Here is a 17,075-nt window from a genome sequence, read left to right on the forward strand (position 1 = left end):
TTATGGAGATAATTAAGATAGTAGCTTTTGCCTTTACTGCCTTGTTTATAGTTTTGCTGTTTAAAGGAAAAAGAGATGATATAGCAGTTTATATAAGTATAGTTGCGGGAGTCATGATATTTTTATTTATGATAACAAAGATAACGGCTATACTTCAGTTCGTTCAACAATTAGCAGTTAAGGCAGATATAGATTTTGTTTATTTAAATACTGTATTTAAAATACTTGCCATTGCATATTTAGCTTCTTTCTGCAGTGAAATATGCAAAGATGCCGGGCAGGGAAATTTAGGAGCAAAAGTTGAATTTGCAGGTAAAATTTTAATTTTAGTACTTGCAATTCCTATACTTATGGCTGTATTACAGTCAATTTTAAAAATTATGTAGGTGTTAATATGAAAAATATTATAGTGAGTTTACTTGTAGGTTTATCCGTGATTTTATTAGTAGGCTTTAATGTACAAGCTTTTGACACCAGTGACATGGAAACCAATACAGGAAATAGTGTTCAGTGGAAAAATACAGGACAGAATAACGGAGAAAATGATGAAAGTAAGGCTCAAGAACAACAGATAGAAGGTTTTTATGATTATATATCAAATATGAAGACAAAAAATGAACTTCTAAAAGATTTGGATGCAAAAACTTATGTGAAGGATTTTATAAAAAGTGGAGATGGAAAAGTATCTTTAAAAAAAATAATGAATGTGATGGTATCCTATGGAGTCAGAGAAATGGCAGCTTGCTTGAAACTGCTAGTGCTTCTGATAATTATTGCCCTCATATGCACATTGCTCACAAATTTACAAAGGGCTTTTAGCGGAGAAGGTTTATCCAATATAGCATATTTTGCCTGTTACTCACTTATCATAATAATAATGGCAAAGAGCTTTTATATAGGTGTGGATATCGCCAGATCCACTATAAAAGAAATGACGGATTTCATGGTAGCGCTAATACCAGTGCTTATAACTTTAATAGCAGCAGTAGGTGGATTTGTAGAAGCATCTATTATGGATCCAATTATAATAGGTGCAATAACTGTAAGTGCAAATTTATTTATGGATATTATAATACCAATAATATCTATGTCTTTTGTACTTCAGTTTGTAAACAACCTATCTTCAGAATATAAAATAGACAAACTGACCAAGCTTTTAAATCAATGTGCACTGTGGGCTCAGGGAATTATAATGACTGTATTCATAGGCATCATGACCGTAAGAGGCATTACTTCCAAGAGTATTGATGAAGTTACTGCAAAGACGGCTAAATTTGCAGTGGATAATTTTGTGCCGGTAGTGGGCAAAAGCCTTTCAGATGCAATAGCTACTGTAGCAGGGTATTCCTTTTTATTGAAAAATGCGTTGAGCAGTTTGGGACTTGTAATTATCGTAGTAATATTGCTTTTCCCGATAATTAAACTGATTATTATGATAGTTTTGTATAAGCTTGCTGCTGCTCTCATAGAACCTGTAAGTGATGGAAGACTGGTGAATTGTATAAACTCTGCAGGGGATTCTCTTATACTGGTAATGGCTTGTTTAATATGTGTATCCGTAATGTTTTTTATAATGATAGCCATGTTGGCGTCAGCAGGAAAAGTTATGATATGAAGGAAGGTGAAAATGTATGATTCAATCCTTAAGAGAATGGCTCATAAGTGTATGTACTGCTGTATTTTTCATAATAGCAGTAGAGATGATCCTGCCGGATAACAGTATGAAGAAATATTGTAAATTTGTGCTGGGGCTGATTTTGATTACAGTGTTTATCAATCCAATAGTAAAGGTGTTTAATAAAAATTTTAATATGAGCAGCTATACTGAAAAGGTCATAGAAAGTTTTGATGAAGATTTTGGCACCAAAAAATCCTCCAGTGAATTCAATAACTATAAACAGAAAAATATTTCAGATACTATAGAGGCATTTGAAATGAATTTACAAAGCAGCTGTGAAAAAAATCTTAAGGAAAAGTATCCTGAAGAAAAGTATGAAGTCAAGGTAGGAGCAGAGTATGATGAAAAAAATAACATGGTATGTATAAAAGATGTAAATGTAAAAGTTCAAGACGGAGCTGTAGAAAAGATAAAAAAAGTTGATATAAGTGATGAAACTACTTCTGTAAGCAGTACGAATTCTGAAAACAGTGAAGAAGCTTTAAAGATAAAAACTTATTTAAGCCAAGAATTAAATGTACCTGAGAATATTATACATGTAAATTCTTAGTAGGAGGTAAATCTATGAATTTTAAAAAGTGGTTGAACAAAATTGTTAAGGTTAAGAACAATAATCATAAAATTTATACTGATAAAAAAAACATTGTAAATTTAGCTATAGTATTTTTGGTAGGAATACTTATAGTTGCTGCTGCCAGCCTTTTTAAGGATTATGGCAAAAATACGTCCACCACTGATATAAGCAGTGATAATGGCCAAAACAGCAGTAATAGTGAACAATCTAAAGCTCAAAGTCAAGCTTCACAAGATAGCCCTTCTGATGATTATGAAAAATCCACACAGGAAAATTTGAAAAACACTTTAGAACAAATAGATGGAGTGGGAAAGGTAGAAGTTATGATAAGTTTTCAAAGCGGAGAGGAGCAGGTACCGGCAGTTAATATAAATGATTCAACCAATACTACCGAAGAAAAGGACAATACAGGCGGCACAAGAAATTCCACTCAACAAAATAATGGGAGTACAGTGGTTACTACAAATGACGGCAGCAAGTCAGAACCGCTTATATTAAAAACCTATAATCCCAAAGTACTGGGAGTGTGTATTGTAGCTGAAGGAGCTGAAAATAAGATAACTGAACTTAGAATATCCAAGGCCGTAACTGATTTGTTTGGTATATCCGAGGATAAAGTAAATGTATATCCTATGAAAAAATAGTATATAAATATGTTTTAAAGCATATAATTTTTTAGAAGGTAGATAGGGGGAATTAAAAATGAATAAAAAACAAGCTGTTATTATTGTAACTCTTTTAGCACTGATTATATGTGTGGGGGTTGTTGCTACAAAATTAAACAGTCCTATAAATTATGTAAATGGAGTGGATAATGGAAGCGGCAAAAGCACTATATCCCTTAATAACAATGATAGCAAAAACACAACACAAACTCAGTCCAAGTCACAATTTTTTGAGGAAACAAGACTTACCAGGGATCAAAAAAATGCTGAGACTCTTCAAACTCTAAAAAGTCTTATAGATGATAATAATGCATCTAAAGAAAACCGTGCGGATGCTGAGAAAAAGTATACCCAGCTGGCAATGAACACAAATTATGAAATGAAAATAGAAACTACTTTGAAGAGCAAGGGATATGAAGATGCAATATGTTCCATAGAGGATGGCAAAGCAAGGGTAATAGTTAAAGGAAAAGATAAATTGGCGGATAAGGATACAAGGGTGATAAAAGATGTGGTTATGAGTGTATCCCAGATTCAAGATGTGGAAATCGAAATTAAACAGAATTAAAAATTAAGGATAAAAGGGCTTTAAAGGTAATTACATAAAATAAATAATTGTAAAAGAAATGTTCATTTGCTATAATATAATTAATGTGAGTCTTTCGATGATGTAAAAATCTAGGAGGTGCAACGATGGAAGAAAATACAAACAACGAAATTGACATGGGTATTGTGAAGATATCCGATGAAGTTGTAGGTGTAATTGCAGGTCTTGCTACTACTGAAATAAATGGAATAGTTGGAATGAGTGCCAGTCTTGTGGGAGGAATTACTCAAATACTATCAGGTAAAAAAAATTTATCTAAAGGCGTTAAAGTGAATGTGGGAGAAAATAGCGCAGCTATAGATTTATATGTAGTAGTAGAATATGGAGTTAGGATTCCAGATGTAGCTTTAAAGGTTCAGGAAAATGTAAAAAGAGCAGTTGAATCTATGACGGGTCTGGATGTTTCAGCTATAAACATACATGTTCAAAATGTTATGATTCCAAAAACAGAAGAGAGCAATGACGTCATAGAAGAATAAAATAGATAATGCACCCTCTGATTCAGGGGGTGCATTATTTTATGGCTGATACTCCGGGCTTTGTAAAGTGGAGTATGATAGGTCAGTGCTGTGACCCTGGATTGGTTGTCCCAAGTAGGGTAGCAAAGGAATTTCTTATGGAAAAATTCTGCTGTACCTAAGAATTATCTGATAAACTTGAACTAGCATATTAGTTTAAGTATAATTATATCTGAAATGACAATAATTATTTTTATAAACTACATACAAGTAGGAGGAAAACATGAATAGAAAAAAATCTAGAGAATTGACAATGAAATTATTATTTCAAATGACTATAAATAAGGAAGAAGCCAGCAGTGTTATAATGAATTTAAAAGAAAATACTGTGGAAGAAGGGGAAAATTCAATAAATGGTAATCAGGAAGAGTTTTATGGAGAAAAAAGCAAAGATTTAAAAGATGTGGATATAAAATATGTGGTAAGGGTTTTAAATGGCATAGAAGAAAATAAAAGTGTTCTTGATGAGCAAATTGAAAAGTATTTGAGAAAGTGGAAACTAAACAGATTATCCAAGGTGGATGTGGCAATTTTAAGAATCTGCACTTATGAGTTTTTATATGAAGATGATATACCTCAAAAGGTATCTATAAATGAAGCTATAGAACTGGCCAAAAAATACTCCTCGGATAAATCTGCATCTTTTATAAATGGGGTACTTGGGAATATGATAAAGGATAGATGATAAGGTGCAAGGGATAAAAGCATTAAGGGGTTAAATATTATGTATATTAAGACATTGACTGTATCTGATATTAATAAATACGTAAAAAAGACATTTGACAGTGATTTTATACTTGCCAATTGTTCTATTAAAGGAGAAATTTCTAATTTTAAACTTCATAGTAGTGGACATATGTATTTTTCTTTAAAAGATGAGTACAGCAGAATAAGTTGTATTATGTTTAAAAATTCAGCTAAAAGTTTGAATTTTCTGCCTGAAGATGGAATGAAAGTTGTAGTTAAAGGCAGGATATCTGTTTATGAAAAGGAAGGGGTATATCAGCTTTACTGCAGTGAAATGAAGCCAGATGGCATGGGAGAACTATATCTGGCCTTTGAGAAGCTAAAAGCTGAATTGGGTGAAAGAGGACTATTTGATGAGAAGCATAAAAAGGAAATACCATCTTATGCTTTAAAAATAGGGGTTATTACTTCACCTACGGGAGCAGCCATAAGGGATATAATAAATGTTGCTGAAAGAAGGAACCGCAAAGTTCAGCTTTTAATCTATCCTGCATTAGTACAGGGATCAAATGCAAGTGAAGATATAATAAAAGGTATATGTAAATTGAATTCAGTTGAAGAGGTGGAACTTATAATTATAGCCAGAGGAGGGGGTTCCATAGAAGAACTTTGGTGTTTTAATGATAAAAGGTTGGCAGAAGCTATATATAATTCAAAAAAACCAATAATAACTGGAGTTGGACATGAGATTGACTACACCATAGCGGATTTTGTATCGGATAAGAGGGCACCCACTCCTTCTGCTGCCGCCGAAATTGCAGTATTTAATATGAATGAATTTTTGCAGAGATTATTGAATTATAGGAATATGCTGTCTAAGTATATTGAAAACAGAATAAATGGTGAAAAAGATAAACTTTTTCTCATGAAAAAAAGTTTAAAGTCCTATAATCCATTAGTGTATATAACAAATCAATATGAAACCATAGATAAGCTCAGGCAGATTTTGAATTTTAAGATGGACACAAGGCTTCAGGAGAGAAAGGAAAAACTTGTCAAAGTAAATTCCCTGCTTTCAGCACATAACCCGCTGAATGTATTAGACAGAGGGTATTCTGTAATAGAGGATGAACATAAAAACATAATAAGTTCTATAGAAGAACTGGATAAAAAAAATGAAGTGAAAGTTATAATGAAAGATGGAAATGGCAAATTCAAGTTTGTCCGCTTTTAAAAAGGAGGGTATTTATGCCTAAGAAAAAGGAAAGTTATGAAAGTGTGATGCTGGAGTTGGAAAACATAGTCAACTTGATGGATACAGGCGGGCTGTCACTGGAAAAAAGCATGAAGAGCTATGAAGAGGGAGTAAAACTCTGTAATAAATTATATAAAATGTTAAATGAAGCTGAAGGTAAGATAAAAATTCTTAATGAAAGCGGAGAAGAAGATTTTGACAGCAAACTGTAGAGATTTTCCAAACACAAGTAATATGCCAATAGGTGGCAAATAGATGATATGAATGGGGGGAGTTTATTATGAAGTCCAGTAGTATAATTGAAAAATTAAAGGGTGAAATAGATGAATATTTGAAAAATTATATGAGAGGAAAAGGTTCTTATAATAAAAGGATATACCAGGCTATGGAATATAGTTTAAATGCAGGTGGTAAGAGAATACGGCCTCTGTTGTTTCTTTTAACCTATAAACTTTATAAAGATAATTACAGTGAAGTTATGGAGATAGCATCAGCCATAGAAATGATACACACTTATTCTTTAATTCATGATGATTTGCCGGCTATGGACAATGATGATTTAAGGAGGGGCAAAGCAACAAATCACAAAGTATTTGGTGATGCTATTGCCATATTGGCAGGAGACGGCCTTTTAAATGAGGCCATGAATCTGATGTTTAAACACTGCATTGGCAGGGGGCAAAATTCTATAAAGGCCTGCAGTATCATTTCTGAAAGTGCTGGTGTTGAAGGAATGGTAGGGGGTCAGACAGTAGATATTTTAAGCGAAAATACTAAAATACCAATAGATCAGCTTTATTATATGCATAGTAAAAAAACCGGAGCTCTTATAAGGGGTTCTATAGTTTCAGCAGCGGTATGTGCAGCTGCGGATAAACAGGAGATAAGCAAGCTGGATTATTATGGGCAAAAATTAGGATTGGCCTTTCAGATAAAAGATGATATATTGGATATAACAGGAGATACTGCTGTTTTGGGTAAAAAGGCAAAAAGTGATTTGAATAACAATAAAACTACATTTATAACTACTTATGGTTTGAATAAATGCAGGGAAATGTGCAATTCAATTACAAGTGAATGTATAGATGTACTGGAGGAAGTAAAAGGGAACACTTCCCAGCTGAAAGATTTAACTTTGTTTTTATTAAATAGGGAAAAATAAATTTGATGTGTAAAACATTTATAATACAGCTGTATTAATAAAAAGTAAGAAAGCTGTATAAAAAAGGATAGATGAAAATGCTTAGTTTATTGGATAAATATAAAGATATAAACGATATAAAAAAAATGTCCTTAAAGCAGCAGGAGCAGTTTGCTGGAGAAATCAGAGAGTTTTTAGTTGACAAGGTATCTAAAACGGGAGGACATCTGGCTTCCAATTTGGGGGTTGTAGAACTTACATTGAGTTTATTTAATGTATTTGATTTGAATCATGATAAACTTATATGGGATGTAGGACATCAGGCCTATGTTCATAAAATCCTCACGGGAAGAAAAGATAAATTTGACACCTTAAGGCAGTTCGGAGGAATAAGCGGATTTCCTAAAAGATGTGAAAGCATATATGATTTTTTTGAAACCGGACACAGCAGCACTTCAATATCTGCAGCTCTTGGTATGGCAAGAGCAAGGGATCTGTGTCACAAACATTATAATGTTTGTGCAGTTATAGGAGATGGAGCCTTAACAGGAGGAATGGCACTGGAGGCATTAAATGATGTAGGGTACAGGAAAACAAAACTTATAATAATATTAAATGATAATCAGATGTCTATAGGGAAGAATGTGGGAGGAGTATCTAAATATTTAAATAGACTGAGAATAGATCCGAAATATAACAGGTTTAAGGAAGAGGTGGAAAGTAAATTAAAGAGAATACCAAATATCGGCCAGGGAATGGCAAAATATCTTGAAAAGCTTAAGAACGGGATAAAGCAGATGGTGGTTCCTGGAATGTTTTTTGAAGATATGGGGATAAAGTATTTGGGACCTATAGATGGACATAATATAAAAGAGCTTACAGAAGTTCTTAATTCAGCTAAAAAAGTGGATAACCCGGTTATAATACATATAATAACCAAAAAGGGAAAGGGATATGAATTTGCAGAAAAAAATCCTGGTAAATTCCACGGCATAGGTCCGTTTAGGTGTGAGGATGGAGAGCCTATAGGTGATTCAATTGATACATACTCCAAGACCTTTGGAGATGAAATGAGCAGGCTGGCAGAAAAAAATAAAAGGATAGTGGCCATAACAGCTGCAATGAGAGATGGCACGGGGCTTAAAAAGTTTGCAGAAAAGTTTCCAGAAAGATTTTTTGATGTGGGCATAGCAGAACAGCATGCGGTTACATTAGCTGCGGGAATGGCAAGTTCGGGTTTGAAACCGGTTTTTGCGGTTTATTCAACCTTTCTTCAAAGAGCTTATGACCAGCTGCTTCACGATGTCTGCATGCAAAAACTTCCCGTGGTTTTTGCAGTAGACAGGGCTGGAATTGTAGGAGAAGACGGAGAAACACATCAGGGTGTATTTGATCTGTCATACTTGACGGAGATGCCAAATATGACCATTATGTCACCTAAGTGCATAGGTGAATTGCCTTATATGCTGGAATGGGCATTAAAGCAAAATTATCCAGTGGCTATAAGGTATCCCAGGGGAGGAGATGCTATACCGCTTCAGCCGTTAAAAACCTTTAACAGGGGCAAGTGGGAATGTATATCAAATAAAGGTGAAATAGCATTGATAGCCCAGGGTAAAATGGTACAGCATGCAGTTTTAGCAGCACGAAGACTTAAAGATAAAGCTATAGATGTTAAAATTATAAGTGCCTGTTTTGCAAAGCCTCTTGATAAAATTATGCTCAATAAATTAATAGAAAAAGGAGTTACTATTATAACTATTGAGGACAATGTAATAAGGGGAGGATTGGGTTCTTATATATTGGAATATGTAAATGCTGCAGGCGGGAAAGTTAAGGTAATAAACTTAGGATTTGAAGATGAATTTGTACAGCATGGGAAGACGGATATATTATATAAATTATATGGACTGGATGCAAGGGGAATTGAAAATAATGTGCTTAAAACAGTAGAATTGAGTCATACATTTTAAAGGTGCGAGGGAGTTTATTATGTCGGAATCAAAAGAGAGATTAGATGTACTTTTAGTGAGTAAAGGTGTATTTCCTTCCAGAGAAAAAGCTAGAGCCAGTATTATGGCTGGAGAAATATTTGTAGACGGACAGAGAGTTGATAAATGTGGACAAAAAGTAAAAGAGAGCTCCAATGTAGAATTTAAAGGAGAAAAACTACCTTTTGTAAGTCGGGGTGGGTTGAAATTACAAAAATCTGTAGAAAAATTCAATATAGATTTAAAAGATAAGATATGTATGGATATAGGGGCATCTACAGGCGGATTTACTGATTGTATGCTTCAAAATGGAGCTAAAAAGGTGTTTTCTATAGATGTTGGATATGGTCAGTTTGCATGGAAGCTCAGAATAGATAAAAGGGTGGTGTGTATGGAGAGAACTAATATAAGATATGTAACACCCCAGCAAATAGGCGAATATTCAGATTTTGCAAGCATAGATGTTTCTTTTATATCCTTGAAAAAAGTTGTACCGGTGGTTGTGAATTTATTAAAAGATAATGGCAGTATAGTAGCACTTATAAAGCCTCAGTTTGAAGCAGGAAGAGAAAAAGTAGGAAAAAAAGGTGTAGTTAGAGAAAAGTCTACTCATATGGAAGTTATAAGCGGCATTGTAACTTTTTTGAGAGAAAATGACTTGAAAATAATTTCATTAGATTACTCTCCAATAAAAGGTCCACAGGGAAATATAGAATATCTTATATATTTTACTAAGAAGGATTTTAATGAATCATTTAAATATGAGGATATAATTAAGGTTGTAGGATTATCACATGTTAGGCTCAATGGGGAGGAAATATGAGAAATATAGGGATTAATGTTAATACGACAAAGGACTTAAACAAAAAAATGCTGAACTTTATAATAAAAAGTATACACAGTATAGACAAAGGTATAAATATAAAAGTATATGAAGACTGTATTGGACTGGATGAAAATGAATGTAATACATTGGATGTGATTATAGTATTAGGCGGAGACGGCACTATACTGAACACATCTAAAAATATACTCAAATCAAGGACCCCCATATTGGGGATAAATATAGGCCATCTGGGATTTTTAGCCCAGGTGGAAATAAATAGTGTTAAGGAAGCTTTAGAAAGGTTATTTAAGGAAGAATATATAGTTGAAGAAAGGGATATGCTCCAGTGCAGTTATGATGATGGAAATGAAATTAAAAAGTATGATGGATTAAATGATGTGGTGTTGTGCAAGGGAATCAGCTCTAGAATACAAAGGTATGATGTCTATATAAATGAAACTTTCTACAATACATTTAATGGAGATGGAATTATTGTTTGCACGTCTACAGGATCAACCGGATATAATCTATCTGCAGGAGGTCCTATAATACATCCATCCTTGGATGTATTATGTCTCACACCTATGTATTCACAATCTTTAACTGCCAGAACTATTGTATTGGACAGCGGGTCACGTATAAGCATAGCAGCGGAAAAAAATTTTGGAAGTGTATATTTATCCATAGATGGGCAACGATGCATGGAAATAAGCGGATTGGAATCTATAAAAATAAGAAGATCCGAGAATAAACGGAGACTTATTAAATTTGATAATAATGATTATTTTAATACGCTTAAGGAGAAAATTACATTTAAGATAAAGGAATGTGAAGGTGAAGTATATGAAGGTAACTAGACATGCTAAAATACTGGAAATTATTAATTCAAATGACATCGAAACTCAGGAGGAACTTGCAGAAAGACTTAAAAAAGGCGGTATGAATGTGACACAGGCAACTGTATCAAGGGATATAAAAGAATTGAAGCTCATAAAGGTATTGTCTGACAATGGAAGGTATAAATATGCAACCATATCACATACTGAAAATGTTTTGTCAAATAAACTCATAAATATATTTAGTCAAACGGTTATACGTGTTGAAAATGTAGATAATTTTGTGGTGGTAAAAACCATTTCAGGTTCTGCAGCAGCAGCAGCAGAAGCCATTGATTCCTTAAATTTTGTTGGGATAGCAGGAACTTTGGCAGGTGACAATACAATATTTGTAATGGCAAGAGATAATGAAAAGGCTCAAAATATAACTCAAAAGATGAAAAAAATGATTTCTGGGTAGGAGGGTTGCTTATGTTGCTTCAATTGAACATAAAAAATTTTGCACTTATAGAGAAATTGACTATATCTTTTGAATCAGGTTTTAACGTACTTTCGGGAGAAACAGGAGCTGGTAAATCTATACTAATTGATGCTATAAACTATGTTCTTGGAGGAAAATTCAATAAGGATTTAATAAGAACTGGAGAAAATAAGACTTTTGTTGAGGCAGTTTTTACTATAGAAAACCCCAGAACTCTGGAAATTTTAAACAAGGAGGAAATTGACTCCAATGAAAATTTGGTTATAATAAGCAGAGAATCTTTTCAATCTGGCAGGACTGTGGCAAAAATCAATGGAAAGTCTATTTTAATGGTGAATTTAAAGCATATAAGCAGTACTTTAATTGATATACATGGACAACATGATAATCAAAATTTACTTTCAGAGGAAAACCATATACATTACCTGGATTATTATGGGGAAGATTCTATTTTCAATATGTTAAGAGATTATGAAAAAGATTATGAAGGCTTGAGTCATATAAAAAACAGAATATATGAGCTTTCAGGCAAAAGTGAAGACAGAGAGAAGCTTGTTGATTTTTTAAAATATCAGATTGATGAAATTGATTCTGCCAATTTAAGACAAGGTGAAGAAGAAGAATTAAATGAAAGATTTAAGATCCTATCAAATTCTGAAAAAATAAGCAATACGGTAAGTAAGTGCTATATGAATCTTTATGGCGGCGGAGAGGACGATAATTCCATATATGATAATTTGGGGGTGGTTATAGAACAGCTTGCTTCTATAGAGGATACCGCACCTCAGATAAAAAAAATATATACTTCCCTTAAGGATAGTTATTACAATATAGAAGGAATCATAGAGGAAATAAGAGATATAAAAGACAATTTCAGTTTTGACGAAAGGGAATTGGAAGCCATAAACAGCAGGATATACAAAATAAACGGCTTTAAAAAAAAGTATGGAAGCAGTATAAAAGACATATTAGATTATAGGGATAAGGTAAAAAATCAATATAAAGAGATGAAAAACGTTTCCGAGGTAATAGAAAATTTAAATCTGGAAAAACTAAAACTAGAGGATAAAATGAAATTGAAGAGCAAGGATATCCATGAATTCAGATGCAGGATAGCCGTGGATTTGGAAAAAAATATAAAAAATGAACTGGAATTTGTGGGACTTGAGAAATGTATATTTAAAATAGAGGTTAAGCTGGAAGAAAAATTCAACTTGAAAGGTATGGACAAAGTAACTTTTTATATATCAACTAATCCGGGAGAACCATTAAAACCTCTTCAAAAAGTTGTATCTGGAGGAGAATTGTCCAGGATAATGCTGGCATTAAGAACTGTATTTGCGGATAGAGATCACATCCCGTCTATTATTTTTGATGAAATAGATACTGGAATAAGTGGAAGAATAGCGCAGCGGGTGGCTGAAAAAATGTACAATATATCAAAGGAACATCAGGTATTTTGTGTTACCCATCTGCCTCAAATTGCATGTATGTCCGATAACCACTACTGGGTTTCAAAAAAGGTTTTTAAAAATAAAACTTACACTAAAATCAAAAAAATGAATAAGCAGGAAAAACAATATGAAATAGCTAGAATGATAGGAGGAGCTGAAGTTACACCACTAACTTTGGAACATGCTAAAGAACTTGTTAGAATGGCAGATTTAAAAAAAATTGAAAAATAAAAATTATGGAAGTTGCCTCATAGCAAATTAAAGTAAAGTATTTACTTTGGATATGGTTAAAAGGTGACTTTTAACTTTCTGTATAAATTTATATTTAAAAACAATACATTAACTATAGATGCAACTATATGATAGCATAATAACATATTTAAAAGGGCAACTTAATCGTAGAAAAAGCAGTGTAAGACGGGAGGTAAAAGCATGAATAAAAAAATAAAAATCACATTGCGTTGGATGTTAATTCCCATCCTGTTTATGATGTCAGTTGCTTATTATAAAGTTGAAAATATAGATAAAGGTATTAATTTGACTCAGACGTTTAAAACAAAACCTGCATTTAAATCAGTTGCAGCCGGTGGTATAAGAGTATACCCCGGAGGTCAGCCAATTGGAATAAGATTGAATACTAAAGGGGTACTTGTGGTGGCTCTTTCCGATATACAGACTTCCCGGGGGAAAGTTACCAGCCCGGCAGCACTGGCTGGTATACGAATAGGAGATAATATAATTAAAGTAAATGACTGTCTTGTAAAAAATGCAGAGCAAACACAAGCTGAGATAAATAGAACAAAAGGAAAAGATATAAAAATAGTAGTGGAGAGAAATGGAAATGAAATTGAGAAAATAGTAAAGGCTGTAAATGGGTTAGAAGACAATAATTATAGAATAGGACTCTGGATAAGAGATTCTACTGCAGGAATTGGAACTCTAACTTTTTATGATGAAAAAAGCGGAATGTTTGCAGCATTAGGTCATCCTATAGTGGATATAGATACAGGCACAAAATTAAATATAAATTCTGGAGATATAGTTGATTCTTCCATAGTGTCTGTTAAAAAAGGAATAAAGGGAAATCCAGGAGAGTTAAAAGGTATATTTGTAAATGAAGAGCTTAAATTGGGTGAAATAAGTAAGAATACAGAATGTGGAATTTTCGGAAAGGGAAATGCAGAGCTTAAAAATAAAGGCTGCAAACCACTTAAGGTAGGTCTTAGAAATGAAATAAAAGAAGGGCCTGCCAAAATTCTTACCACTATATCCGGAGAGACACCAGAGTACTATGATATAGAAATAGAAAAATTATTAGTTCAGGATTTGCCCGGACCTAAAAGTATGGTTATAAAGGTTACAGACAGCAGACTGCTGGATAAAACCGGTGGAATAGTTCAGGGTATGAGCGGAAGTCCTATAATTCAAAATAACAAGTTGGTGGGAGCTGTGACTCATGTACTTATAAACAGACCAGAAGTAGGATATGGTATTTATATAGACTGGATGCTGACAGATGCCAATATTTTATCAAGATAAAAAATATAAAGAATTAGCAATAAAATAATATAAAATATAGAAAAACTTAAAAAAGTATATAAAATATGTTAAAATAAGATTATGCAGTTATAAAGATAGCATTTTATATGCTATCTTTATAACTGCATAAAAAAGCCCAAACCCTTCATTTTAAGATAATCCGCGAATAGATGTATAAAGTATAAAACTTTTTAAGAAAAAAAGAAGGAATTAAAATTCCTTTGTCGAATTTATTATTTGTTAAGATATGGGAATTAATTAAGAAAAGGGGAGTAAAATATGGAGGATTCAAAAATAAGTGTAATTATAGCAGATGATAATAAAGAATTTTGTAACATTCTAAATGATTATCTTCTAAACCAAAAAGATATATTGGTTACAGGTATTGCTAAAGACGGAGTGGAAGCTCTTAATTTAATTGAAGAGAAAAAACCGGATTTAGTAGTACTGGATATAATAATGCCTCATCTTGATGGACTGGGAGTTTTGGAGAGATTAAACAGTATGAATATGAATCCAATGCCCAGAATAATAGTTCTATCTGCAGTTGGACAGGATAAGATAACTCAAAGAGCTATAACTTTGGGTGCGGATTATTATGTAATAAAACCTTTTGATATAAATGTGCTTACAAGAAGAATCAGACAAATGTTCAACAACACCATCATCAGCGGAGATGAAATTAAAAAAACCATGTCATTTATAGATAATGATGAAACAAGGTTTTCCAAGGATAATCCCATTGATTTAAAACAGGAGATAACAAATATAATTCATGAAATAGGTGTCCCTGCACATATAAAGGGTTACATGTATTTAAGAGAAGCAATAACTATGGTTGTAAATAATATGGAACTTTTATCCGCAGTTACAAAAGAATTGTACCCTTCTATAGCTAAACAATACAATACTACTGCCAGCAGAGTTGAAAGAGCTATAAGACATGCAATTGAAGTTGCCTGGTCAAGAGGTCAGGTAGAAACTATAAATAAGATTTTTGGATATACTATACATAACGATAAGGGCAAACCAACAAATTCCGAATTTATTGCAATGGTTGCCGATAAACTCAGGCTTAAAAATAAGGTTAGTTAAACTTAAAGGCTTCCGTTCATTCTAAATGAATGGAAGTTTTTGTAAGGAGGCTATATTAATATGAAAATAGAGTTAGAATTAGAAGAAATAAAAAATATACAAAATTTAATTATAAGCAGAGTAAATGAACTTAGGGAAAATATATCAAATGACCTGGACAGGGAAGAAGAATTAAAATCAATTATAAGATATTATAAAAGGCTGGTGGAAAAGATAGAAAGTCAGCTGTAATTGACAATTATGGTTGTAAAGTATAAAATTGAAACCAATAATTGGTTTGTATTAGGAGTGTATGAATATGGATCTTTCTGAAAAAACTATAAAAAAAGATACAATATACAGTGGTAAAATTATTGAAGTGAATTTGCATACAGTTAAGCTGCCCAATGGCAGAGAGGGTAAAAGGGAAATAGTAAATCATCCGGGAGGAGTGGCAATACTTGCCTATAAAGATAGTGATACATTGTTTATGGTAGAACAATTTAGAAAACCTATAGAGAAGAGTATTCTTGAGATACCTGCGGGTAAAATTGAAAAAAATGAAGATATAAAAGTCTGCGGCATGAGAGAACTGGAGGAAGAAACAGGGTATAAAGCCGGTAAATTTGAATATATGGGCAAAATAGTTACAAGTCCGGGATTTTGTGATGAGTATATATATTTTTTCAAAGCCGAAGAGCTATACAAGGGGAGAAATGATATAGGCGATGAAGATGAATTTATAAATGTTAAAGAAGTTAAAGCAAGCAGAATTAAAGATATGATAAAAAAGGGAGAAATAGTAGATGCCAAGACCATATGTGCTTTTATGATGATATAAATATAGTCATATAACTCTTTTGTGAATCATAGATTATTTAGAGAAGATGATTAACAAAAGGGGGATGAAATTGTGTTGGAAAATAAAGTCTCAGGCTTGATAAATAAACATATTAAAAATAATTTCTGGCTGTATGTTATAAGTTTACTATGCCTTTTTACAGGTATAGTGCTGGGGATATACAGTGTTAGATATATGGGAGGATTTGAAAAAAGCGATCTGGTAAATTATCTTAAGAATTTTACAACTACAATAGATTCCGGAAGTGTAAATTATAAGTCCATTTTGTTTCAAACCTTAAAGAATAATATCCCTGTAATTTTGGCCATATGGTTTTTAGGACTTACAATGATAGGAATACCAATAATACTTGTAATAGATATAGTAAAAGGATTTACTATAGGATTTTCCATGAGTTTTATAATAAGCCAGATGGGGATAAAAGGAATATGGATTTCTCTGCTGGGTATACTGCCTCAGAACATAATATACATACCTTGTATAATACTTTCATCTGTATTTGCCATGGAATTTTCACTGATGATATTTAAAGATAGATCCAAGGTCCAATGGAAATCACATATTTTGGTCAGCATTACATCATATTCCATATATTTTTTAATAGTGGCAATGATAATGTGCATGGGTTTTTTTATGGAAGCTTATTTAACTCCAAATATGATAAAGCTTGTTGCAGCAGGTTTTGAAGGAATACTGCTATGATCTTCAATGAAGAAAAATCAAGTTTTATCATAGGAGTATTAAAATGTTTTTTCATATTGATGTTTTTCGGAATATTTCTGCCTAAATTTATAGATGTTATTTTATATAATTTTATTATCAAATACCATTCATATGACAACAGCATATTGGTAAATGGCATATTCAGTAAAAATATAGAACTGATA

General features: G+C 32.7%; 20 protein-coding genes. All 20 read left to right on the plus strand.

Annotation, left to right across the window (positions count from 1 at the left end):
* Positions 1-2: 2 nt before the first annotated feature.
* Positions 3-386: a stage III sporulation protein AD gene (spoIIIAD, locus tag ACYUJ6_RS06250; protein ID WP_461844972.1), complete on the plus strand. Its 384-nt coding sequence runs from the start codon at positions 3-5 to the stop codon at positions 384-386.
* A gap of 8 nt (positions 387-394) precedes the next feature.
* On the plus strand, positions 395-1,615 hold the full coding sequence (gene spoIIIAE, locus ACYUJ6_RS06255; RefSeq protein ID WP_461844973.1) for a stage III sporulation protein AE: 1,221 nt from the start codon (positions 395-397) through the stop codon (positions 1,613-1,615).
* 16 nt (positions 1,616-1,631) lie between these two features.
* On the plus strand, positions 1,632-2,228 hold the full coding sequence (gene spoIIIAF, locus ACYUJ6_RS06260) for a stage III sporulation protein AF (protein ID WP_461844974.1): 597 nt from the start codon (positions 1,632-1,634) through the stop codon (positions 2,226-2,228).
* A gap of 14 nt (positions 2,229-2,242) precedes the next feature.
* Positions 2,243-2,896, plus strand: a complete 654-nt coding sequence (gene spoIIIAG / locus ACYUJ6_RS06265) for a stage III sporulation protein AG (RefSeq protein WP_461844975.1) — start codon at positions 2,243-2,245, stop codon at positions 2,894-2,896.
* A gap of 58 nt (positions 2,897-2,954) precedes the next feature.
* Positions 2,955-3,485: a SpoIIIAH-like family protein gene (locus ACYUJ6_RS06270; protein ID WP_461844976.1), complete on the plus strand. Its 531-nt coding sequence runs from the start codon at positions 2,955-2,957 to the stop codon at positions 3,483-3,485.
* Positions 3,486-3,610: 125 nt separating this feature from the next.
* Positions 3,611-4,003, plus strand: coding sequence for an Asp23/Gls24 family envelope stress response protein (locus ACYUJ6_RS06275; RefSeq protein WP_461844977.1), 393 nt, complete (start codon positions 3,611-3,613; stop codon positions 4,001-4,003).
* A gap of 262 nt (positions 4,004-4,265) precedes the next feature.
* A complete protein-coding gene (gene nusB / locus ACYUJ6_RS06280; RefSeq protein ID WP_461844978.1) occupies positions 4,266-4,727 on the plus strand; it encodes a transcription antitermination factor NusB in 462 nt (153 codons plus the stop codon).
* 39 nt (positions 4,728-4,766) lie between these two features.
* Entirely contained in the window at positions 4,767-5,963 is a 1,197-nt protein-coding gene (gene xseA, locus ACYUJ6_RS06285; protein WP_461844979.1) for an exodeoxyribonuclease VII large subunit, read from the plus strand.
* 14 nt (positions 5,964-5,977) lie between these two features.
* Positions 5,978-6,196: an exodeoxyribonuclease VII small subunit gene (locus tag ACYUJ6_RS06290; protein WP_461844980.1), complete on the plus strand. Its 219-nt coding sequence runs from the start codon at positions 5,978-5,980 to the stop codon at positions 6,194-6,196.
* Between the two features lie 68 nt (positions 6,197-6,264).
* On the plus strand, positions 6,265-7,146 hold the full coding sequence (locus ACYUJ6_RS06295; protein WP_461844981.1) for a polyprenyl synthetase family protein: 882 nt from the start codon (positions 6,265-6,267) through the stop codon (positions 7,144-7,146).
* 77 nt (positions 7,147-7,223) lie between these two features.
* Positions 7,224-9,098: a 1-deoxy-D-xylulose-5-phosphate synthase gene (gene dxs / locus ACYUJ6_RS06300; RefSeq protein ID WP_461844982.1), complete on the plus strand. Its 1,875-nt coding sequence runs from the start codon at positions 7,224-7,226 to the stop codon at positions 9,096-9,098.
* Positions 9,099-9,117: 19 nt separating this feature from the next.
* Positions 9,118-9,939, plus strand: coding sequence for a TlyA family RNA methyltransferase (locus ACYUJ6_RS06305; RefSeq protein WP_461844983.1), 822 nt, complete (start codon positions 9,118-9,120; stop codon positions 9,937-9,939).
* On the plus strand, positions 9,936-10,799 hold the full coding sequence (locus tag ACYUJ6_RS06310) for an NAD(+)/NADH kinase (RefSeq protein ID WP_461844984.1): 864 nt from the start codon (positions 9,936-9,938) through the stop codon (positions 10,797-10,799). Before ACYUJ6_RS06305 ends, ACYUJ6_RS06310 begins: the two co-directional genes overlap by 4 nt.
* Positions 10,786-11,238: an arginine repressor gene (locus tag ACYUJ6_RS06315; protein ID WP_461844985.1), complete on the plus strand. Its 453-nt coding sequence runs from the start codon at positions 10,786-10,788 to the stop codon at positions 11,236-11,238. Before ACYUJ6_RS06310 ends, ACYUJ6_RS06315 begins: the two co-directional genes overlap by 14 nt.
* 11 nt (positions 11,239-11,249) lie before the next feature.
* Positions 11,250-12,944 carry a DNA repair protein RecN gene (gene recN / locus ACYUJ6_RS06320; protein WP_461844986.1) on the plus strand — a complete coding sequence of 565 codons (1,695 nt, stop codon included), beginning with the start codon at positions 11,250-11,252 and terminating at the stop codon, positions 12,942-12,944.
* A 201-nt stretch (positions 12,945-13,145) separates the two neighbouring features.
* The gene (gene spoIVB / locus ACYUJ6_RS06325) at positions 13,146-14,252 is read left to right on the plus strand and encodes a SpoIVB peptidase (protein ID WP_461844987.1); all 1,107 of its coding nucleotides are present in this window, start codon (positions 13,146-13,148) and stop codon (positions 14,250-14,252) included.
* Positions 14,253-14,531: 279 nt separating this feature from the next.
* The gene (spo0A, locus tag ACYUJ6_RS06330; protein WP_461844988.1) at positions 14,532-15,347 is read left to right on the plus strand and encodes a sporulation transcription factor Spo0A; all 816 of its coding nucleotides are present in this window, start codon (positions 14,532-14,534) and stop codon (positions 15,345-15,347) included.
* Positions 15,348-15,407: 60 nt separating this feature from the next.
* Positions 15,408-15,578 (plus strand): hypothetical protein, encoded by a 171-nt coding sequence (locus ACYUJ6_RS06335; protein WP_461844989.1) that lies wholly within the window; start codon positions 15,408-15,410, stop codon positions 15,576-15,578.
* Between the two features lie 67 nt (positions 15,579-15,645).
* The gene (locus ACYUJ6_RS06340) at positions 15,646-16,167 is read left to right on the plus strand and encodes an NUDIX hydrolase (RefSeq protein ID WP_461844990.1); all 522 of its coding nucleotides are present in this window, start codon (positions 15,646-15,648) and stop codon (positions 16,165-16,167) included.
* Positions 16,168-16,242: 75 nt separating this feature from the next.
* On the plus strand, positions 16,243-16,890 hold the full coding sequence (gene spoIIM, locus ACYUJ6_RS06345; protein ID WP_461845460.1) for a stage II sporulation protein M: 648 nt from the start codon (positions 16,243-16,245) through the stop codon (positions 16,888-16,890).
* Positions 16,891-17,075: the final 185 nt, after the last annotated feature.

The organism is Clostridium sp. JNZ X4-2, from assembly GCF_054889485.1.